At 68.2% G+C, this 17,454-nt stretch carries 16 protein-coding genes and 1 tRNA gene; 8 read left to right on the top strand and 9 right to left on the bottom strand.

Features of this window, described 5'->3' with window-relative positions; all coding sequences use genetic code 11:
- Position 1 precedes the first annotated feature (1 nt).
- Positions 2 to 1,093 (top strand): DNA topoisomerase IV subunit A, encoded by a 1,092-nt coding sequence (locus tag AB2U09_RS18375; protein ID WP_459194182.1) that lies wholly within the window; start codon positions 2 to 4, stop codon positions 1,091 to 1,093.
- A gap of 73 nt (positions 1,094 to 1,166) precedes the next feature.
- Positions 1,167 to 1,589, top strand: a complete 423-nt coding sequence (locus AB2U09_RS18370; RefSeq protein WP_459194181.1) for a type IV pilin domain-containing protein — start codon at positions 1,167 to 1,169, stop codon at positions 1,587 to 1,589.
- A 20-nt stretch (positions 1,590 to 1,609) separates the two neighbouring features.
- Here the strand turns inward: AB2U09_RS18370 and AB2U09_RS18365 are convergent, their stop codons facing one another.
- The 5 genes from AB2U09_RS18365 to AB2U09_RS18345 form a co-directional block, all read right to left on the bottom strand.
- A complete protein-coding gene (locus AB2U09_RS18365; RefSeq protein ID WP_459194180.1) occupies positions 1,610 to 2,356 on the bottom strand; it encodes an MBL fold metallo-hydrolase in 747 nt (248 codons plus the stop codon).
- 84 nt (positions 2,357 to 2,440) lie between these two features.
- The gene (gene ligA, locus AB2U09_RS18360) at positions 2,441 to 4,168 is read right to left on the bottom strand and encodes an ATP-dependent DNA ligase LigA (protein WP_459194179.1); all 1,728 of its coding nucleotides are present in this window, start codon (positions 4,166 to 4,168) and stop codon (positions 2,441 to 2,443) included.
- 27 nt (positions 4,169 to 4,195) lie between these two features.
- Positions 4,196 to 6,733 carry a type II secretion system F family protein gene (locus AB2U09_RS18355; protein ID WP_459194178.1) on the bottom strand — a complete coding sequence of 846 codons (2,538 nt, stop codon included), beginning with the start codon at positions 6,731 to 6,733 and terminating at the stop codon, positions 4,196 to 4,198.
- Positions 6,730 to 8,361 carry a type II/IV secretion system ATPase subunit gene (locus AB2U09_RS18350; protein WP_459194177.1) on the bottom strand — a complete coding sequence of 544 codons (1,632 nt, stop codon included), beginning with the start codon at positions 8,359 to 8,361 and terminating at the stop codon, positions 6,730 to 6,732. The genes AB2U09_RS18355 and AB2U09_RS18350 overlap by 4 nt, the downstream gene beginning before the upstream one ends.
- Before the next feature lie 134 nt (positions 8,362 to 8,495).
- A complete protein-coding gene (locus AB2U09_RS18345) occupies positions 8,496 to 8,780 on the bottom strand; it encodes a DUF357 domain-containing protein (protein ID WP_459194176.1) in 285 nt (94 codons plus the stop codon).
- A gap of 158 nt (positions 8,781 to 8,938) precedes the next feature.
- On the opposite strand from AB2U09_RS18345, the gene AB2U09_RS18340 reads away from it, so the two are divergent.
- Complete coding sequence (locus AB2U09_RS18340; RefSeq protein WP_459194175.1) at positions 8,939 to 9,997, top strand: NAD(P)/FAD-dependent oxidoreductase; 1,059 nt, start codon at positions 8,939 to 8,941, stop codon at positions 9,995 to 9,997.
- 116 nt (positions 9,998 to 10,113) lie between these two features.
- On the top strand, positions 10,114 to 10,404 hold the full coding sequence (locus AB2U09_RS18335; protein ID WP_459194174.1) for a DUF7545 family protein: 291 nt from the start codon (positions 10,114 to 10,116) through the stop codon (positions 10,402 to 10,404).
- 14 nt (positions 10,405 to 10,418) lie between these two features.
- Here AB2U09_RS18335 and AB2U09_RS18330 read toward each other — a convergent pair whose 3' ends face one another.
- Together AB2U09_RS18330 and AB2U09_RS18325 are read right to left on the bottom strand one after the other, a co-directional pair.
- The gene (locus AB2U09_RS18330; protein ID WP_459194173.1) at positions 10,419 to 11,081 is read right to left on the bottom strand and encodes a 2,5-diamino-6-(ribosylamino)-4(3H)-pyrimidinone 5'-phosphate reductase; all 663 of its coding nucleotides are present in this window, start codon (positions 11,079 to 11,081) and stop codon (positions 10,419 to 10,421) included.
- A gap of 62 nt (positions 11,082 to 11,143) precedes the next feature.
- Positions 11,144 to 11,599: a hypothetical protein gene (locus AB2U09_RS18325; RefSeq protein WP_459194172.1), complete on the bottom strand. Its 456-nt coding sequence runs from the start codon at positions 11,597 to 11,599 to the stop codon at positions 11,144 to 11,146.
- A 186-nt stretch (positions 11,600 to 11,785) separates the two neighbouring features.
- On the opposite strand from AB2U09_RS18325, the gene AB2U09_RS18320 reads away from it, so the two are divergent.
- The 4 genes from AB2U09_RS18320 to AB2U09_RS18305 all read left to right on the top strand — a co-directional run bounded on the left by AB2U09_RS18320 (position 11,786) and on the right by AB2U09_RS18305 (position 15,960).
- A complete protein-coding gene (locus AB2U09_RS18320; RefSeq protein ID WP_459194171.1) occupies positions 11,786 to 13,057 on the top strand; it encodes a Single-stranded DNA binding protein in 1,272 nt (423 codons plus the stop codon).
- Complete coding sequence (locus AB2U09_RS18315; protein WP_459194170.1) at positions 13,054 to 14,793, top strand: RPA family protein; 1,740 nt, start codon at positions 13,054 to 13,056, stop codon at positions 14,791 to 14,793. Before AB2U09_RS18320 ends, AB2U09_RS18315 begins: the two co-directional genes overlap by 4 nt.
- Positions 14,793 to 15,548 carry a metallophosphoesterase gene (locus AB2U09_RS18310; protein WP_459194169.1) on the top strand — a complete coding sequence of 252 codons (756 nt, stop codon included), beginning with the start codon at positions 14,793 to 14,795 and terminating at the stop codon, positions 15,546 to 15,548. Before AB2U09_RS18315 ends, AB2U09_RS18310 begins: the two co-directional genes overlap by 1 nt.
- A gap of 73 nt (positions 15,549 to 15,621) precedes the next feature.
- Positions 15,622 to 15,960, top strand: coding sequence for a hypothetical protein (locus AB2U09_RS18305; RefSeq protein WP_459194168.1), 339 nt, complete (start codon positions 15,622 to 15,624; stop codon positions 15,958 to 15,960).
- Between the two features lie 17 nt (positions 15,961 to 15,977).
- On the opposite strand, the gene AB2U09_RS18300 is transcribed toward AB2U09_RS18305, so the two are convergent.
- A complete protein-coding gene (locus AB2U09_RS18300; RefSeq protein ID WP_459194167.1) occupies positions 15,978 to 17,147 on the bottom strand; it encodes an outer membrane protein assembly factor BamB family protein in 1,170 nt (389 codons plus the stop codon).
- A 211-nt stretch (positions 17,148 to 17,358) separates the two neighbouring features.
- Positions 17,359 to 17,442, bottom strand: a tRNA-Ser gene (locus tag AB2U09_RS18295).
- Positions 17,443 to 17,454 lie beyond the last annotated feature (12 nt).

The raw sequence follows: 17,454 nt of genomic DNA, 5'->3' as shown, positions 1-17,454 counted from the left end.
AATGAGCACAGACACCGACGCAGACGCGCGAGAACAGCTGATCGACCTCGCCGAGGAGTTCTACGAGCAGTTCGACGAGGGCGACGTCCCGAAGATGCGGATCCCGACCCGGACGAAGTCCAACATCGAGTACGACGAGGACAAGAACGTCTGGGTGTACGGCGACCGCGAGAGCACGCGGACCGCCAAGACCATCTCCGGCGCCGAGAAGCTCTTGAAGGCGACGTACACTATCGACTTCCTGGCCCGCCAGCTCGATCAGGATCGGTCGTCCACCCTGCGTGAACTCTACTACCTCAGCGAGTCGTGGGACTTGGACGAGGCGCAGTTCAACAGCCAGGACGAGTCGAACAACCTCATCGAGGATCTCGAGATCGTCTCCGAGGTCAAACGCGAGGACTTCCACATGCGCCCGGAGGAGTCCGGCGCGAAGGTGATGGGGCCGCTGCTCCTCCGCGAGCAGACCAACCGCGGCGACCGCGAGATCCACTGCCAGGACGACGTGGGCCAGGGCGGCTACCAGATCCCGAACAACCCCGACACCATCGAGTTCCTCGACAACGACGCGGAGTTCGTCCTCTGCGTGGAGACCGGTGGGATGCGCGACCGGCTCGTCGAGAACGGCTTCGACGACGAGTACGACGCGCTGGTCGTCCATCTGGGCGGCCAGCCCGCGCGGGCGACCCGCCGGCTTACCAAGCGGCTGCACGACGAACTGGACCTGCCGGTCACGGTGTTCACTGACGGTGACCCGTGGTCGTACCGCATCTTCGGCTCGGTCTCCTACGGGTCGATCAAGAGCGCACACCTCTCGGAGTACCTCGCGACGCCCGAGGCCCAGTTCATCGGCATCCAGCCCGAGGACATCGTCGAGTACGACCTGCCGACCGACCCGCTGGCGGACTCCGACGTCAACGCCCTGGAGAGCGAACTGGAGGACCCGCGCTTCCAGACCGACTACTGGGAGGAACAGATCGAACTCCAGCTCGACATCGGCAAGAAGTCCGAACAGCAGAGCTTGGCCTCCTACGGCCTGGACTTCGTGACCGACACCTACCTCCCCGAACGCCTCGACGAGATGGGCGTCCTCTGATCGGGTCCGACTGGCCCGCCGGGAGCCTTTCGACTGAGTAATTTTTATTATCCGGGGGCTCACCCGTCGTGTCATGTCGAACGAAGGTGACGACGGACACAACATGCTGCTGGTCATCGCAGTCGTGGGGATTGGGCTGATGGTCCTCGCGGCAGTGGTGGTCGTCGGGGCAGCGGTCGTGGGATCGTTCGTCCTCGGGATGGGTGCAGAACAGGGGCCGATGGAACCTGCCGCCTCCTTCGGAGTCGAGGCGACAACGGACGGTGCAATGGTCACGCACGAAGGCGGCGACAGCATCGACTCGTCGAAACTCGTCGTCCTCGTCGACGGCGAGGAGCGAGGGACCTGGGCGGAGTTGGCCGACTCGTCGGAACCGGTTAGTGCCAACGACGAACTCACTGTCGAGAACGTCGAATCGGGGGCCGAACTTACCATCGAGTGGCGAGACGGAGACGAGATGGCCGTGCTGATCAGGGCCCAGGTCGGGTCGACGTAAATCGACGGTAGACTGGGAAACTATCGCTCGTCGAGGACGACCGGGACGCCGCGCTTGGCCACGTCTCGAGCGAACGCGCCGCTATCGCCCTCCAGTGCCTCGAAGGTGTTGTAGTGGATCGGGAGCACGAGGTCCGGGTCCATCGCCTCGGCGAGGTCGGCGGCGTCGTGGCGGTCCATCGTGTACGACTGGGAGATCGAGGGGACGAACAGCGAGGCGTCGAGTTCCTCGTGGCCGTCGAGCGCGTCTGAGTCGCCCGTCCAGAAGACGTTCGTGTCGTCGACCGAGGCGACGAACCCGCAGCCGATTCCCTCGGGGTGGATCGGCGTGCCGTCGTCGTTGACGTTCTTGCCGTCGGGGTCGTTGTACGCCGGTACCGTCATGATCGGCACGCCGTCGACGACGAGTTCGTCCTCCATGCCGACCTCGATAATCTCGTAGGGGAGGTCGTCGATGGGCGTCAGGTCGCGGTCGCTGTCGGTCACGTCGATACCCTCGTAGGCAACTATCGTCGCGTCCTCGCTGGCGACGCGTTCGACGCCGTCGCTGTCGTAGTGGTGGATGTGCGTGACGCAGACGATGTCCCCGTCCTGAGCGTCGTACTCCCGAGCCGGCGGGTGGCCGACGCCGGGCGTGTCGGGTTCCCACTCGCCGGTCAGGGTCCCGTAGCGCCCGGGGTCGAAGTAGACGACGGTGTCATCGTTCTCGATGCGCAGGGTCGCGTAGCCGAGCCAGTCGACCGTGAGGCCGTCGTGTCGAACAGTCATACGTCCGCGTTCAGGTGTGACGGCGAAAAGGCTTCGCCTCCGGGTACTCGCTTCCGATACCGCCGATCGCCGGCGGCCGCTCGCTCACTGCCGCTCTGCCAGTCGCTCCACGCGCTCCAGCGAGTCCGCGTCGTCGGGGTCCTTGTCGTCGCGGACGCCGAGGAACCGCGGGAACCGGAGGGCGTAGCCCGACGAGTAGGTGGGCGAGGCCTGGATCTCCTCGTAGCCCACCTCGAAGACGACGGCGGGGTCGATGTCCACGTCGGTACCGTCCTCGGCGACGACGTGCGGTTCCAGCAGGTCGGTCAGGGATTCGAGCTCCTCGTCGGTGATCCCCGTCGCGACCTTCCCGAGCGTCTCGAAGCCGTCGTCGGTGCGGGCCGACAGCAGGAAGGTCCCGAACAGTTCCGCGCGCCGGCCCTCGCCCCACTCCGCACCGGTGACGACCAGGTCGAGCGTCTCCACGTCGGGTTTGCGCTTCAGCCAGTTCTTCCCGCGTCGGCCGGGCGTGTACGCCGAGTCTGGGTTCTTGAGCATGATCCCCTCGTGTCCGGATTCGAGGGATTCGGCCTCGACGTCGGCGATTTCGTCGGGATCACTCGATAGTTCCAGCGCGGAGAGGGCGTCGGCCCCTTCCTCCCCGAGCAGGCCGTCGAGCCGGTCGTGACGGGCGACCAGCGGCTCGTCGAGCAGGTCGTCGCCGTCGGCGTGCAGGCAGTCGAACGCCCGGAACTCGACGGTGACGTCCTCGCGGGCCTTCGCCACGTCGTGTTTCCGGCGGAACCGGCGCAGGACTTCCTGGAAGGGGAGCGGCGAGCCGTCGTCAGCCACGGCCACGACCTCGCCGTCGAGGATGGCCGGCCGATCGAGGGCCTGGTCGACGAACTCGACGACTTCCGGGAGCGGGTCGGTCACCTCTTCCATGTTCCGGGAAAACAATCGGGTGGACGGCTCGTCGGCCGCTGCGTCGGCGTCGTCGGCCGCGGGGTCGTGGTGGACCTGCACTCTGGCGCCGTCGAACTTCCACTCGACTGCGGCCTCCTCCCACTCCTCCAGCGCCTCGGTGACGGTGCCGGCCTGCGCGAGCATCGCGCCGACCGGCCGGCCGATTTCGAGGCCGAGCGCGTCGAGGCCCTCGGCGCCTTCGTCCCGGGCGACGACCGCCACCTCGCCGTAGTCGTTGGTAACCTGCAAGGCGCGCTCGACCTCGTCGACCGGCACGTCGAACGCGTCGGCGATGGCGTCGCGGACGGTCCCCTCGCCGACGCCGATGCGCATCTCCGCGAGCACGAGCCGGGCGAGATAGCGCGCTTCGTCGCCCTCGGTCCGGTTGAAGAGTCCGAAGAGGATGTCGCGTTTCGTGTCTTGACTCCCCGACCCCTCGGTCGCGGCGAGTTCGCGGAGGTCCGCGTCGACTTCGGCGACGGTGAGGCCGTCCGAAGCGCCGCCTCCGCTGCCCCCGTCGCTTCCGCCGCTGCCCCCGCCGAACGCGCCGAGGCCTTGCTGGCCGCCGAAGTCGTAGCTCGCGGCGACTTCGCCCACGTCGCCCAGCTCGGCGACGCGGCCTTCCACGTCGTCGGCGGAGACGTTCGGGCCGGCCGCCTTCGCGATGGCCTCGTAGCAGAGCGCGGGACCGATGTCGAGCTTCGTCGAGTCGTGGGCGGGGAAGACCCGACCCTGCACGTACCGGGCGACGACCGGGAGGTCCTCGCCGGCGGCCGACAGCAGATCGGTCACGCGCTCGCGGATCTCGCTGTCGGCGCTCTCGGCTTCGATCGCTCGGGCTCGCTCCGCGAAGGCGGCCAGTTCCATCGCCACGTCGGTAGGACGGCCGGCCGCCTAAAACCCGACGAACCGCGGGCGAACGATGTGACTCGCTCCAACGCTGCGGATGGAACCCGCCCGATCCGCGCTGGCTGCCCGCCGTACCTGCGCCACATCGTCGATCCGCGTCCGCTCGGTCGGGTAAGTGCGGTCGACGGACCCGCCGGTGTATCCGAAGCGCTCGTCGCCGTCGGTGTCGAGGTGCGGGACCGCGTACAGTTTCATCTCCTCGGCGTACGTGGACCGGAGTTCGATCCGGACGTCCGTCTCGTCGCCCGGTTCGATGTACTCGCTGTGGCCGATGATCTCGCCGTCGGCGGACTTGGCGTGTATCGCGACGTATCCTCCCTCCGAGAGCGCGACCGAGTCGACCGTGACGGCGTCGCCGGTCATCGTCTGGTCGGAGAAGGTCACCTGCGCGACGGGCGAGGAGAGGAGCACGAGCGCGCCGTAGGCGACCGCGAGCATGATCGCCGCGTGTTTCGCGCCGTCCTTCAGCGAACCCTCGCCGAGCTGGCCGGCGATGAACCCGGAGAGGACGGCCTGGATGATGGCGGTGTGGAAGAACACGAGCGTGTAGGCGGCCTTGTTCACCCGTCCGAAGCGGGCGAACGCCTCGACGTCGACCGCGAGACGGTTCGTGTTCTCGGGCGTCGGGACGTTGTTCGGCAGGCTCGGGACGAGCACTTCCTGGACGGCGACGATGATGACCAGGAACACCAGAAACGAGACGTAGATGACGACGAGGTAGGTGAACATCTGCTGGCGGCGCTTGCGACGGAGTTTCAGCTCCGCGGAGGCCTGCTGGCCCGCGATCCGCAGGACCGGACCCACGTTCCCGCTCGCCCGGAGCGCGTTCGTCAGCAGCGTGACGACCCGCGTCGTCGCCGTCGTCCGGACGCGCAGGCCGAACCGGCGCAGCGCGTCGTCGATGGTCGCGCCGTAGACGAGGTCTCGATGGATCCGATCGACCTCGACCGAGAGGACACCCAGATCGCTCTCGCGGACGCGTTCGAACGCCTCGACGACGGACATCCCCGCCTCGTTGAGGCTCGCGAGTCGGTCGAGCAACTCCGGAAGCGCGGCCTCCATCCGCCTGATCCGGCGGGCGTAGTACTCCCAGACGACGGCGAACGAACCGACGACCAGCAGTGCCGCCTGGATGAGCACGTCGTCGAGCAAGCGAACCTGCACGTCCCCGACGAACAGTCCCGGCGCGCGGAAGGCGATCGAGAGGACGGCTATCGGGACCGTCACGAAGAGGATCGTCGTCGGCCGGCGGAGCAGGGTCTGGAGGGGCCGGTCGAGGAACGTGCGGACGCGAGCCAGCGAGTCGTAGGCGGCGAGCTGTCGGCGGTTGGACGCGTCGGTGGCGTAGCCGCTGTCGCTCGCGCCGGTCGCGTGGCCCCCGTCGGTCGCCGGCCGATCCGCGCCACGCTTCGCGACGGCGTCGGGTACGCCCCCGTCGCCGCGTATCGACTCGGCGAGGCCGCCCGTCTCGGCGCCGCCGCCGACGCCGAGGAGGTCGAGTTTCCCCGAGAGGTAGACGACGAACAGCAGGTTCGCCAGCGGGATCATCACGTACGCGAGCAGCCGCAGGAAGTTGATCGTCTGGGTCGTCGTCAGCCCGAAGACAAGCAGGATGGTCATCAGGAAGAGCGTCCCGGCGACGAGCACGGTGACGTACGCCTCGGCGATGGTCGCCAGCAGTTCGAGGACGTCTTCCTGTCGGTCGAGCGCCTCCTCCTGGTACCGGTCGTACTGCTCCCGCAGGAACCCCGGCAGGTTCTGCCCGCTCTGGAGGACGCTCGCGAGGTTCTCGCCGAAGGTCTTGAACTCCTCGCTCGGCGTCCGCTTCGTGACGCCCCGGACGGCCGTGATGATGTCGCGGCCGAACAGATCCATCTGCCGGACGGCGACGCCGATCTCGTCGGCGCCGTGACCGTAGACCTCCCGGTTTCGCGAGAGCGTCCGCATCACCTCCGGCATCGCCATGCCGCCGCGCGAGAGCGCGTAGACGAACGCGACCGTCCGGGGAAGCCCCTCGTTGATGCCGCGCCGCCGGACCTCGGCGCGGCTCCGCGGGCGCTCCCAGCGGTACCAGTACGCGACGCCGGCGGAGACCAGCCCCGTCACGGCCCCGCCGGCCGTCAGGACCGCGAACACCTGTCGCGGCGTCAACACCGGGTCGAGTTCCGGTCGCCCGAGGGCGTTCGCCATCGCGTTCGGAAGCTGGTTGATGAACTCGCCGACGGCGGGGAGGACCACCAGCGCGCCGCCGGTGAGATACACCCCGACGATGGCCCCGGCCGCAGCGACGGTCGCCGTGACGAGGTACGTCTCGGCGGCGTAGGCCCGATAGGTCTGGTCGACGTACGCTTCCTTCAGCCGGCGGCGGCGATTCGGCGCGTCTTCGGGGACGTACCGCGCGAAGTACCGGCGCGAGACCCGAACCGAAACCGTGCGGAGGCCCCGGTGAAGCGGCACGAGGGCGAGGAGCGCGAACAGCCCGAGACCGACCAAAAGCGGCGCGAGTCCGGCGAGCGTCCTCATGAATCGGCGAGGCTCACCCCGGCGTCGTCGATCATGTCGACGACCTCGCCGGGGTCGGCGTAGTACTTGTTGACCATCGCGGTGAACCGCCTGAAGTCGGTGATGTCGTGCTGGCGCAGGTACGCGAGAAAGCGCCGGCGGTTCCGGAACTCGCGCATCAGCTCCGCGCGCGTCCAGCCCTGCTCCTCGCGGATCTCCTCCAGCAACTCGCTGTTGTTACGCTCGAAGGTGTCGCTGGTCCCGTCCCACGAGTAGGTGTTGGAGTAGTCGAGTTCGCCCGTCCGCTGGTCGATCCCCTCGATCTCGGAGACGGTCTTCGCGCGGCGGACGCGTTCGCCGTTGGATCGCGTCAGCACCTGCACGCTGAGCACGTCGAGCGACTGGACCATCGGCCGCGGGACGTTGATCGGCTCGTTTTCGAGGCGGTTGATGACCGTCTGGACGGAGTCGGCGTGCAGCGTCGAGAAGGTCGTGTGCCCGGTGTTCATCGCCTGGAACAGCGTGATGGCCTCCTCGCCGCGGACCTCGCCGACAACGATGTACTCGGGGCGGTGGCGCAGCGACGAGCGCAGCAGGTCGTACATCGTGATGTCGCCGTCGCCCATCCGCTCGCGGGTGACCGACGACAGCCAGTTCTCGTGATACAGCGACAGCTCGCGGGTGTCCTCGATGGTGATCACCTTCGAGCGCGGCGGGACGAACATCGAGACGGCGTTCATCGAGGTGGTCTTCCCCGCCGCCGTCCCACCGGCGAAGATGAGGCTCTTGTTGTTCTCGATGCACAGCCAGAGGAACGCGAGCATCCGGTTGTCGTAGGTGCCGTAGTTCAGCAGGTCGACCGGCGTCATCGGCTCGTCGGCGTACTTCCGGATGGTGAACGCCGACCCGCGCGGGGTCACCTCCTCGCCCAGCGCGAGTTCGATTCGGGAGCCGTCCGGGAGGGTCGTCGAGACGACGGGATCGCTGACGCTGACGTGTCTCCCCGAGCGCTGGGCGAGCTGGACCACGAAGTCGTCGAGCGCGTCCCGCTCGAAGGCGACGTTCGTCTCGACGTCCGTATACGCCTCGTGGTAGACGAATACGGGCAGGGAGGCGCCGTCGCAGGAGATGTCCTCGACGTGCGCGTCGTGCATGATCGGGTCGAGTTTCCCGTAGCCGAGGAACGAGCGGTGGAGGTAGTAGAACAGCCGGTAGAACGTCTCGGTCGGCACGTCGACGCCGTACTCTTCGAGGCGCTGGCGCAGCTCCTCGCGGAGCGCGTCGGCCGGGTCGTCGCTCACTTCGTCGCGGTAGATCAGCGGGTCGCGGACGTCGTCGAAGACGCGGCCGAGCAGATCCAGTTCCGTCTCGTCGAGCGACGGTTCGACGACTCGATAGCGGTGCTCGTCGTCCTCGTCGTCGTAGCTGATCGTCGCGTAGGCGAACGGAGCGTTGAGCCAGTAGCGCTCGACTTCGCGCTCGCCGGTGTCCGGCGGGTCGGCGACGAGTCGGCCGTGGCGTTTCGGGTCGTAGTTCGGCACGTGGATCCGGGTGCCAGTGAGCGCCGTCGTCGCCCGAGAGAGCCACTGCTGGAGTGCTTCGAGGCGACCAGCCCCGGCTCCCGTTCCCTCGGCGGCGTCGCGTGACATGATAGATCCGTGACCGCGGGTTACCCGAGCTATCCCGGCGACTCACTTAAACTCGAACCCCCAGTAATCACGGATGAAACTGACGAGGCGAGGACGCGTAGCGGCGGGCCGAGGGGGCGGGCGCGTTCCCGTCGTTAGACCGTGAACAGGTGGCCCTCTTCGGGCACGTCGAACAGGCCGATGCGGGCGCCGGCGTCGAGCCAGGCGTGGCCGTAGGAGAACGAAGCGAGCGCGTTCACCGGATCGCCGTCGTCGCGGAAGTGGCGGCCGTCTTCGAGGTACGAGCGAGCCATCTCCTCGCACTCGGCGGCGGCCTCGGCCATCGGAGTTCCCTCGGGCGGTGCGACCTCGGCGGCGTCGAGCGCCTCGGCGAGCAGTCCCTCGTAGCGGTCCGTTTTCTCCGCCAGATCGGCTGGCATAGTCGAATCGAGCGGCGGCGCGCCCCTAAGCGTTCGGTCCGAGCCCGGGTGTGGCGACGCCGCAGAACCCTCTTCGGCCGTATCATGCGAGCATTCAGGTGTTCGGGACTGGCGAGCGAGCGCAATCTACATACGGGATACTCCATTACCGTGTAGCAATGACTTCCGAGCCGGCCGAACACAGACGGCTGATCATCGCGGGTTCGGGCATCGCAGGGCTGACGGCCGCCATCTACGCGGCGCGGTCGAACCTCGACCCGCTCGTCCTCGAAGGCGACGAACCGGGCGGACAGCTCACGCTGACGACCGACGTCGAGAACTACCCCGGCTTCCCCGACGGGGTCGGCGGCACCGAACTCGTGAACAACATGAAAGAGCAGGCGACGCAGTTCGGCGCCGAAGTCGAACACGGCATCGTCGTCGACGTCGACGACGAGGTCCGTCCCTTCGAGGTCGAACTCAACACGGGCGAGACGTACACCACGGACGCGTTCATCGCCGCCAGCGGCGCGAGCGCCCGTACCCTCGGCGTCCCCGGCGAGGACGAACTGATGGGCTTCGGCGTCTCGACGTGTGCCACGTGTGACGGCGCGTTCTTCCGCGGCGAGGACATGCTCGTCGTCGGCGGGGGCGACGCCGCCTTCGAGGAAGCGGACTTCCTCACCCGCTTCGCCGACACGGTCTATCTGGCCCACCGCCGCGAGGAGTTCCGCGCGGAGGACTACTGGGTCGACCGCCTGATGGAGAAGGTCGAGGACGGCGACGTGGAGATCATGCGCAACACCGAGCTGCTGGAGGTCCACGGTTCCGAGAACGAGGGCGTCGACCACGTCACGCTGGCGCGCAACGAGTCGGGCCACCCGGCGGACAACCTCGACGACCCCGAGACCGAGCAGTTCGACTTCGACGTCGGCGCCGTGTTCGTCGCCATCGGCCACACGCCCAACACCGACTACCTCGAAGACACGAGCGTCGAACTCGACGACGAGGGGTACGTGATCACCCGGGGCAGCCGCGGCGGCGGAGAGGGCGCGGACCAGACCGCCACCGGCGTCGAGGGGCTGTTCGCCGCGGGCGACGTCGTCGACCACCACTACCAGCAGGCGATCACCGCCGGCGGCATGGGCTGCAAGGCCGCCATCGACGCCGACGACTACCTCGAACGCGAAGTCGGGACCGAAAACGAAGCCGAGGCCGCAGCGGAAGCCGACGACTGACGGCTCTCGGTCGGCATTGACGGACCATCGCTCGTTTTGCCGTTCGGCAGCGTTCGCTCGCCGACGTTCGCACACGCATCCACCAGACCCATATGGCGGCTTTCCGAACGTGGACCATGGCAGAACCCAAGACGGTCACGCTGACGCTCGAATCGGACGACGGTGCGACGGACGAACTCGAAGTACCGACCGAACTGCTCGACCTCCTCGCCGAGGGCGACGAGACGGCCCCGGAGGTCGTCGGCGACATCGCGATGTTCGGTCTCGCTCAGCGCATCCACAGCGCGGTCCACCACAGCGAGGGCGAGGTCGACGAGACGGTCGCGGAGACGGAGGAACTGACGCTCGAACTGTTCGAGGAGCGGTTCGGTCGCTCGTTCGCGGAACTGACCGGCCACAGCCACTGACTGCTGCGGAGCCGTCAGGGGACGTCCCAGCGGATCAGGACGCCCTCGTCGACGCGGTCGACTTCCCTGAGCGATAGCTCCGGGAACTCCTCGACGAAGCCGTCGCCGTCGGCGAGCGTCGGCGCCTTCCACCCGCCGATGACCATCGGGCCGACGAACGTCGACAGCTCGTCGACCAGGTCGGCCTCGAACAGCGAGAAGATGAGTTCGCCGCCGCCCTCGACCATCAGGCGGTCGATCCCCCGTGACTCCAGCTCGGCGAGTGCTGCTACGAGGTCGACCCGCTGGTCCCCGGCGGCGATCACCTCGGCGCCGGCCTCGGTGATCTCCTCGACGAAGTCCTGTGGGGCGGCCTCGCTGGTCAGGAGGTACGTCTCCGCGCGGTCGTCGAGCACTCGGGCGTCGGTCGGCGTCCGGACTCGCGAGTCAGCGACGATGCGGGCGGGGTTCTCGGGCTTGCCGGCGCCGGTCCGCCGCTCGCGGCGGGCGTCGTCGTCGACGGTCAGCGACGGGTCGTCGGCCAGCACGGTTCCGACGCCGACCATGACGGCGTCGCTCTCGGCGCGCAGGGCATCGACGCGGTCGAAGTCCGCGGGGCCGCTGATCGCGACCTGCTCCCGTTCGCGCGTCGACAGCTTCCCGTCGGCGCTCATCGCGGCGTTGACGACGACGTGCATACCGGAGAGAAACGCCGTCCGTGGAATACCGCTTTCGGTCGGCCGATCCTGCGCCCCGACCCTTACTCCGGACGTTCGGCGAGCTTGCGTGCGTCGAGGCGCTTCGCGCCGTCGATCCCGGCCGCCCGGAAGACGAACGCGCTCCCGTCGAGCCACAGCTCTCCGACGTCGAAGGTGTACTCGTCGGTCCACGTCTTGAGGCGGGCCTCGCCGCGCTCGTCGAGTTCGAGAAAGGTGCGCGGCGTCTCCTGGGTGGCGATCTCCCACTCGTCGTCGCCGAGGCCGAACGACTCGCTCTCGGCGTCGGCCCACGCGAAGACCGTCCGGTACTGCTCGCGGGGCTCGTCGGCGCGGTCGTGGTCGACCCGCTTGTCCGTCTCGAAGTCGAAGTCGTGGGTCGAACACCAGGCGCGCAGCGCCCGCTCGTCGAACCGCTTGGGAACGTCTTCCTTCGCTCCGGATCGTCGCCAGATGACGTGGGACTCCGAGGGTTTTCCCCTGAACGACGGGGCTTCCATGCCACGACCGTCTCGTGTGGACGACCAAAAACCTGACCCGTCCAAATGCCCCATTGACACGAGAACGGCGTTCTCGCGTTCCATGGCTGTCAGTTTCCCGCCGGAGGACAGCAATCGGTCCCGGTGACGGGAATTCGTCCCGGCGACGGGAACGATTTTTACCGACCCCAGCCGAACGATTCGGTGATGAGCTTAGACGACCATGCCGAGGAACTCGCCTCCAGCCTCGGCGTCGACAAAACGGAGGTCAAACGCGACCTGGAGAACCTCGTCGAGTACAGCGTGCCCGTCGAGGAAGCGAAGGACAGTCTCCGCCGGAAGTACGGCGAGGGATCGAGCGACAGCGGCGGCCCGACGAGCAAGGACGTCGCCGACGTCTCGACCGGCGACTCGTCGGTCACCGTCACCGGGCAGGTCCTGACCGTCGGCAAGCGGTCCATCCGCTACCAGGGCTCGGACCACGTCATCTTCGAGGGGGAGATCGCCGACGAGAGCGGGAAGATCTCCTACACCGCGTGGGAGGACTTCGGCCTCGAAGCCGGCCAGACGATCACCGCCGGCAACGCCGGCGTCCGCGAGTGGGAAGGCGAACCCGAACTCAACCTCGGCGAGAGCACGACCATCCAGCTCGCCGACGAGGACCTCGCTATCGACTACCCCGTCGGCGGGGACGCGACGCTCGCCGAACTCGAACCCGGCGACCGCGGCGTCAACGTCGAGGTCTCGGTGCTGGAAGTCGAGCGGAAGACCATCGACGGCCGCGACGGCGAGACGGACATCCTGAGCGGCATCCTCGCCGACGAGACCACCCGGCTCCCCTTCACCGACTGGGAGCCCCACGAGGCGATCACCGAGGGCGCGTCGCTGCGCCTCGAAGACGTGTTCGTCCGCGAGTTCCGCGGCGCGCCGTCCGTCAACGTCTCGGAGTTCACCGAGGTGCTCGCACTCGACCGCACCGTCGAACCGACCGAAGACGCGCCCGCGCTGGCGGTCAGGGACGCCATCGAGTCGGGCGGTCTGTTCGACGTCGAGATCGTCGGCAACGTCATCGCGGTCCGCGACGGGTCCGGCCTCATCGAGCGCTGCCCCGAGTGCGGTCGCGTCGTGCAGAACGGCCAGTGCCGCACCCACGGCGCCGTCGACGGCGTCGACGACCTGCGCGTCAAGGCCATTCTCGACGACGGCACCGGCACCGTGACCGCCATCCTCGACGACGGGCTCACCGAGGAGATCTACGGCGGCGGCGTCGAGGACGCGAAGGAGCACGCCCGCGAGGAGATGGACCAGGAGGCCGTCGCGGACGCCATCCGCGAGCAGATCGTCGGCCGCGAGTTCCGCGTCCGCGGCTCGCTGTCGGTCGACGAGTACGGCGCCAACCTCAACGCCCGCTCGTTCGACGAGACGGAGGACGACCCCGCGGGCCGTGCCAGCGACCTGCTGGCGGAGGTGCGACAATGAGCGGATCCGAGGACCAGGGCGGCGCGGGCCGCCGCGAGGTCGCCTACCGCCTGTTCGCCGCGGAGTTCGAGGACGCCGACTTCTCCTACTCCGAGAGCGACGAAGAGCGCGCCCCGAACTACGTGGTCACGCCGACGGGCGGGCGGGTCAACCGCCTGTTCGTCGTCGGCGTCCTCACCGAGGTCGAGAACGCCAGCGACGACGTGCTCCGCGCTCGCGTCGTCGACCCGACCGGCGCGTTCGTCGTCTACGCCGGGCAGTACCAGCCCGACGCGCAGGCCTTCTTCGAGCGCGCCCAGCCGCCGATGTTCGTCGCGGTCACCGGGAAGGCACGGACGTTCCAGCCCGACGACTCCGACGTGACCTACACCTCGATCCGACCGGAGAACGTCAACGAGGTCGACGCGGAGACCCGCGACCGCTGGACCGTCGGGACGGCCCGCCAGACCCTCGACCGCGTGCGGACGATGGCCCACGCACTCCAGATGGACGAACGGGGCGACGAACTGCGTGCCGCGCTCGAATCCCAGGGGATCGACACCGGACTCGCCTCCGGCATCCCGCTCGCGATCGACCACTACGGCACGACGCCCGCCTACCTGGCCGCGGTCCGCGACACCGCCGTCCAGGCCCTCGAAGTCGTCACCGGTGACCGGGAGGAAGTCGACGGGCACAGCGCCTCGCCCGACGCGCCCGGCGAGGCCGACCTCGCGTCGCTCGCCGCGATGGACATCGCACCCAACGTCGGCGGCGAGAGCACCGACCTCGGCGGTGCGCTGGACAAATCGTCCGCAGCGACTGCGAGCGAAACCAGCACTGCCGAGACGACTGAAACGACAACTGCCGAGACGACGCAGACGTCTACCGCCGACGAGACGGCTTCGGGCACGGAATCCGAATCGTCCGCGACGGCAGAGACCGCAGACGCCGACACAGGGGCAGATGTCTCCGCCGAGTCGAGCGAAACGACGACCGAGGTGGCCGCCGAGTCTAACTCGGAATCCACCGAGCCGGAGTCAGCGGCCGACGACTCCGAGCCGACGACGACCGATTCCGAACCGGTCGAGGCGACCACGTCCGAGACCGGCGGCACGGCAGTCGCCGAATCCACCGAGACTGCGGTCGACGAGCCCGCCGAGACGGACGCCGCGGTCGAGTCGACCGCCGACGAGCCCGCCGGAACCGCCGACGCGGGCGGCGCCGGCGATGATCTCGACGACTTCGATCCGGGCGAGTTCGAACTCGACGAGGAGGAGCGCGAGGAGATCGAGTCGGAGTACGGCACCGAGTTCCAGAGCGGGAGCGAGGTCGGCGAACCCGGCGAGGCTGGCATCGAGACGCCCGACCCCGACGAACTCGCCGAGGGCGAACCCGCGGCCGACGCGACTGCCGACGACACTGGCACGGTTGACACCGAGTCCGAACCCGAACCGGAGACTGAATCGGAACCCGAGCCGGCCGAGGAGTCGACCGACTCCGGTCCCGCCGAGGAATCGGCCGAGGTCGAACCAGCGGACCAAGCGACCGAGCCCGCCGAAGACGTCGACGTCGAGGACGCGGTGATGGACGCGATGGCAGACCTCGACGACGGCGACGGCGCGTCGGCCGACGACATCGTCGACGCGGTGACCTCCCGAACCGGTGCGTCGGGCGACGCGGTGCGCGACGCCATCCAGGACGCGCTGATGGACGGCCGGTGTTACGAGCCCGACGACGATGTCTACAAGCCGATCTGATGGGCGTCGAACCGATCCCGGGCGAGCCCGCGGCGATCGCCACGGCCGACGGGCGACGGTTGCTCGTCGTCGCCGACTACCACGCCGGGATCGAGGCGGGCCTCCGACGCGACGGCGTCGAACTCCCCGACCACGGCCCCGACCGCCGCGAATCGCTCCTCGCGCTCGTCGACGCCGAGCGGCCGGACCGGCTTGTCGTCCTCGGCGACCTCGCCAACGCCATCGGCGGTTCCGGCCGGGACGAACGCGAGGAGATTCTCGCGCTGTTCGAGGGCCTGCCCGCAAACCTCCCCGTCACGCTGGTCAAGGGCAACCACGACGGCGACGTCGAGGAGGTACTCGAACGGGTCGATCAATCGGTCGAGATCACGCCGGGCCACGGCGTCCGCATCGGGGAGGTCGGGTTCGCCCACGGCCACACCTGGCCGAGCCCCGACGTGCTCGCCGCCGACGTGGTCTGCGTCGCCCACGAACACCCGGTCGTCCGCCTCGAAGACGAAGTCGGCGGCGCCCGCGTCGAGCGAGTGTGGCTCCGCGGCGAGTTGAACCCCGAACCGTTCCGCGAGTTCCACGACGCGGACCTCGATGTCGACGCCGAACTCGTCGTCTGCCCGGCGTTCAACGACCTCTCCGGCGGCACCTGGGTCAACGTCGACGGTCAGGAGTTCCTCGCGCCCTTCCTCCCGGAAGGACTGGTCGACGGCGAGGCGTACCTCCTCGACGGGACGCGGCTCGGCGACTACCGGCGGGTCTGACCCGACGGCTCGCCCGGCACGGCGACGAATTGTTAGCCAGAAGACCTTTTCCACGAGCCGACCAAGCGCCGGTATGTCGCGAACCGTCGACTTCTCGGTCCCCCGCTGGGTGCGCGTCCTCGTCGTGTTCTTCCTGATCGGCGGCGCGTTCGTCACCGGGACCGCCGCCCTGCTGGATATGATCGTCGAGGGGCTGGGTCTGGCCGAGAACGCCTACGTGGCGAGTCTCGGGTTCGCCGTGGTCGCCTATCTGGTCGTCTGTGCGGCCTGGTTTCGGCGGACCACCGAGTCGGGCGGCGACTCCGTCTGGTCCGCGATTCCCGGCCGGCAGTACGCCGGTCGCCACGCAGAGAGCGGTGGGATCGCGAGACGAGAGCAAGAAGAGGCGATCAGCGAGTTGCAGGAAGAGTAGTTCTCGAAGGGAACTGTTCAGTCCGCGGGTCCAAACGCGTACAGTCCGTCGTCGGCAGTGACGAAGAGTCCGCCGTCGAGTGCGACCGGCGGAAACCGTGCGCCGCCCTGAACCAGGTCGCCTTCGTATACTCGGGGGAAGGTGTACGACCAGATGGGGTTTCCCGTCGCTTTCTCGACGGCGTACAACCCACGGTCGTCCAGTCCAGTGGCGACGTACACCGCCTCTGCACCGACGGCGGGAGCCAGCGGGTCGGAACCAGTGAACACCCAGCGCTCGCTTCCGTCACTGGCATCCATCGCGTAAACGCCGCCTTCCGCTGCGTAGTACAGCGTCCCCGCTCCGTAGGCGAATCCATCGGACGGCTCCGCGACGGATCGCCGCCACCGAAGCGTTCCGTCCGCTGTCGCGAACGCGCTGATCGTTCCGGACTCGTCCGCCACGAACACCGATCCGTCTCCGATCGTTACCGGAACCCGTACGGCGTCCATTGCGTTCGCGACCCAGCGGCGACGGCCGTCGGACTTCGCGTAGGCGATCACTCGTCCCGCTTTCGTCGCGACGTAGACGTGCTCCTCCCCGACTGCAGGTCCCGACTCGATATCGGTCTCGGGCCCCCGGAACGCGTCTTTCCAGCGCGTCTGCCCGGTTTCGTCGTCCATCGCGAGGAGCATCGCGGGCGTCTCGTCGTACCGCTCCCCGATGAGATACAGCGTTCGATCGTTGAGGACCGGTGCCCACGGACCGTGGGCCTTCGGTTCGACTTGCCACTCGACGTCACCGTCCTCGACGTCGATCCCCGTCACTGCGCTGCCGGTGCCGAACACGTAGCGGCCGACCGCTGGTGACCGGGCAGTTCCGGTCCGATTCGGCCCCGCCCAGAGCGAGTCGCCCGTCTCTCTCGAATGAGCGGCGATCGTGACGCTCGCGGATCCGTTCGGCCGTTCGAGAAACATCGCGTCGTCGTCGAAAACGGGTGCGCTCGACGCCGGCGACTGCCAGTAGACGGTCCCCGATTCCGGGAGGACGGTGGTATCGGGTTTCGAGAGCGTATTCGCCGCGTCGGCGCGGTACTGGCGCCAGTTTCCGGTTGTCGACAGCGGTGTCGGGGCGCGGTCCGTCGCGGGCTCGGATTCGGCATCCGAACCCGATCGGCCGCCGATCAGGTACAGGACTGCCCCGCCCATCGCTGCGCCAGCCCCGGCGCGGAGAAAGTTACGCCTCGATTTGATCTCTCCCACACACGACGGCCGCGTGGATCTGGTAAGTGTCTTCGGGGACTGGGGGTCCTGCATCCCTGGTTGACGGATTGGAGGTCTCAAATCCCGACGCGACTTCACCGCTCACGAGAACGAGCACACGCTACGCTGTGCTCGTCGAATCGGTCGCGGTAGAAAGCGGTGGGAAGGGGATTTGAACCCCTGTGTCCGTGAGGACACCTGCTCTCAAGGCAGGCGCGGTAGGCCACTTCGCTATCCCACCGCGTGAGTCACT

Source organism: Halosimplex yunnanense, assembly GCF_054504345.1.
This window is presented reverse-complemented; position numbering and strand designations above follow the sequence as displayed.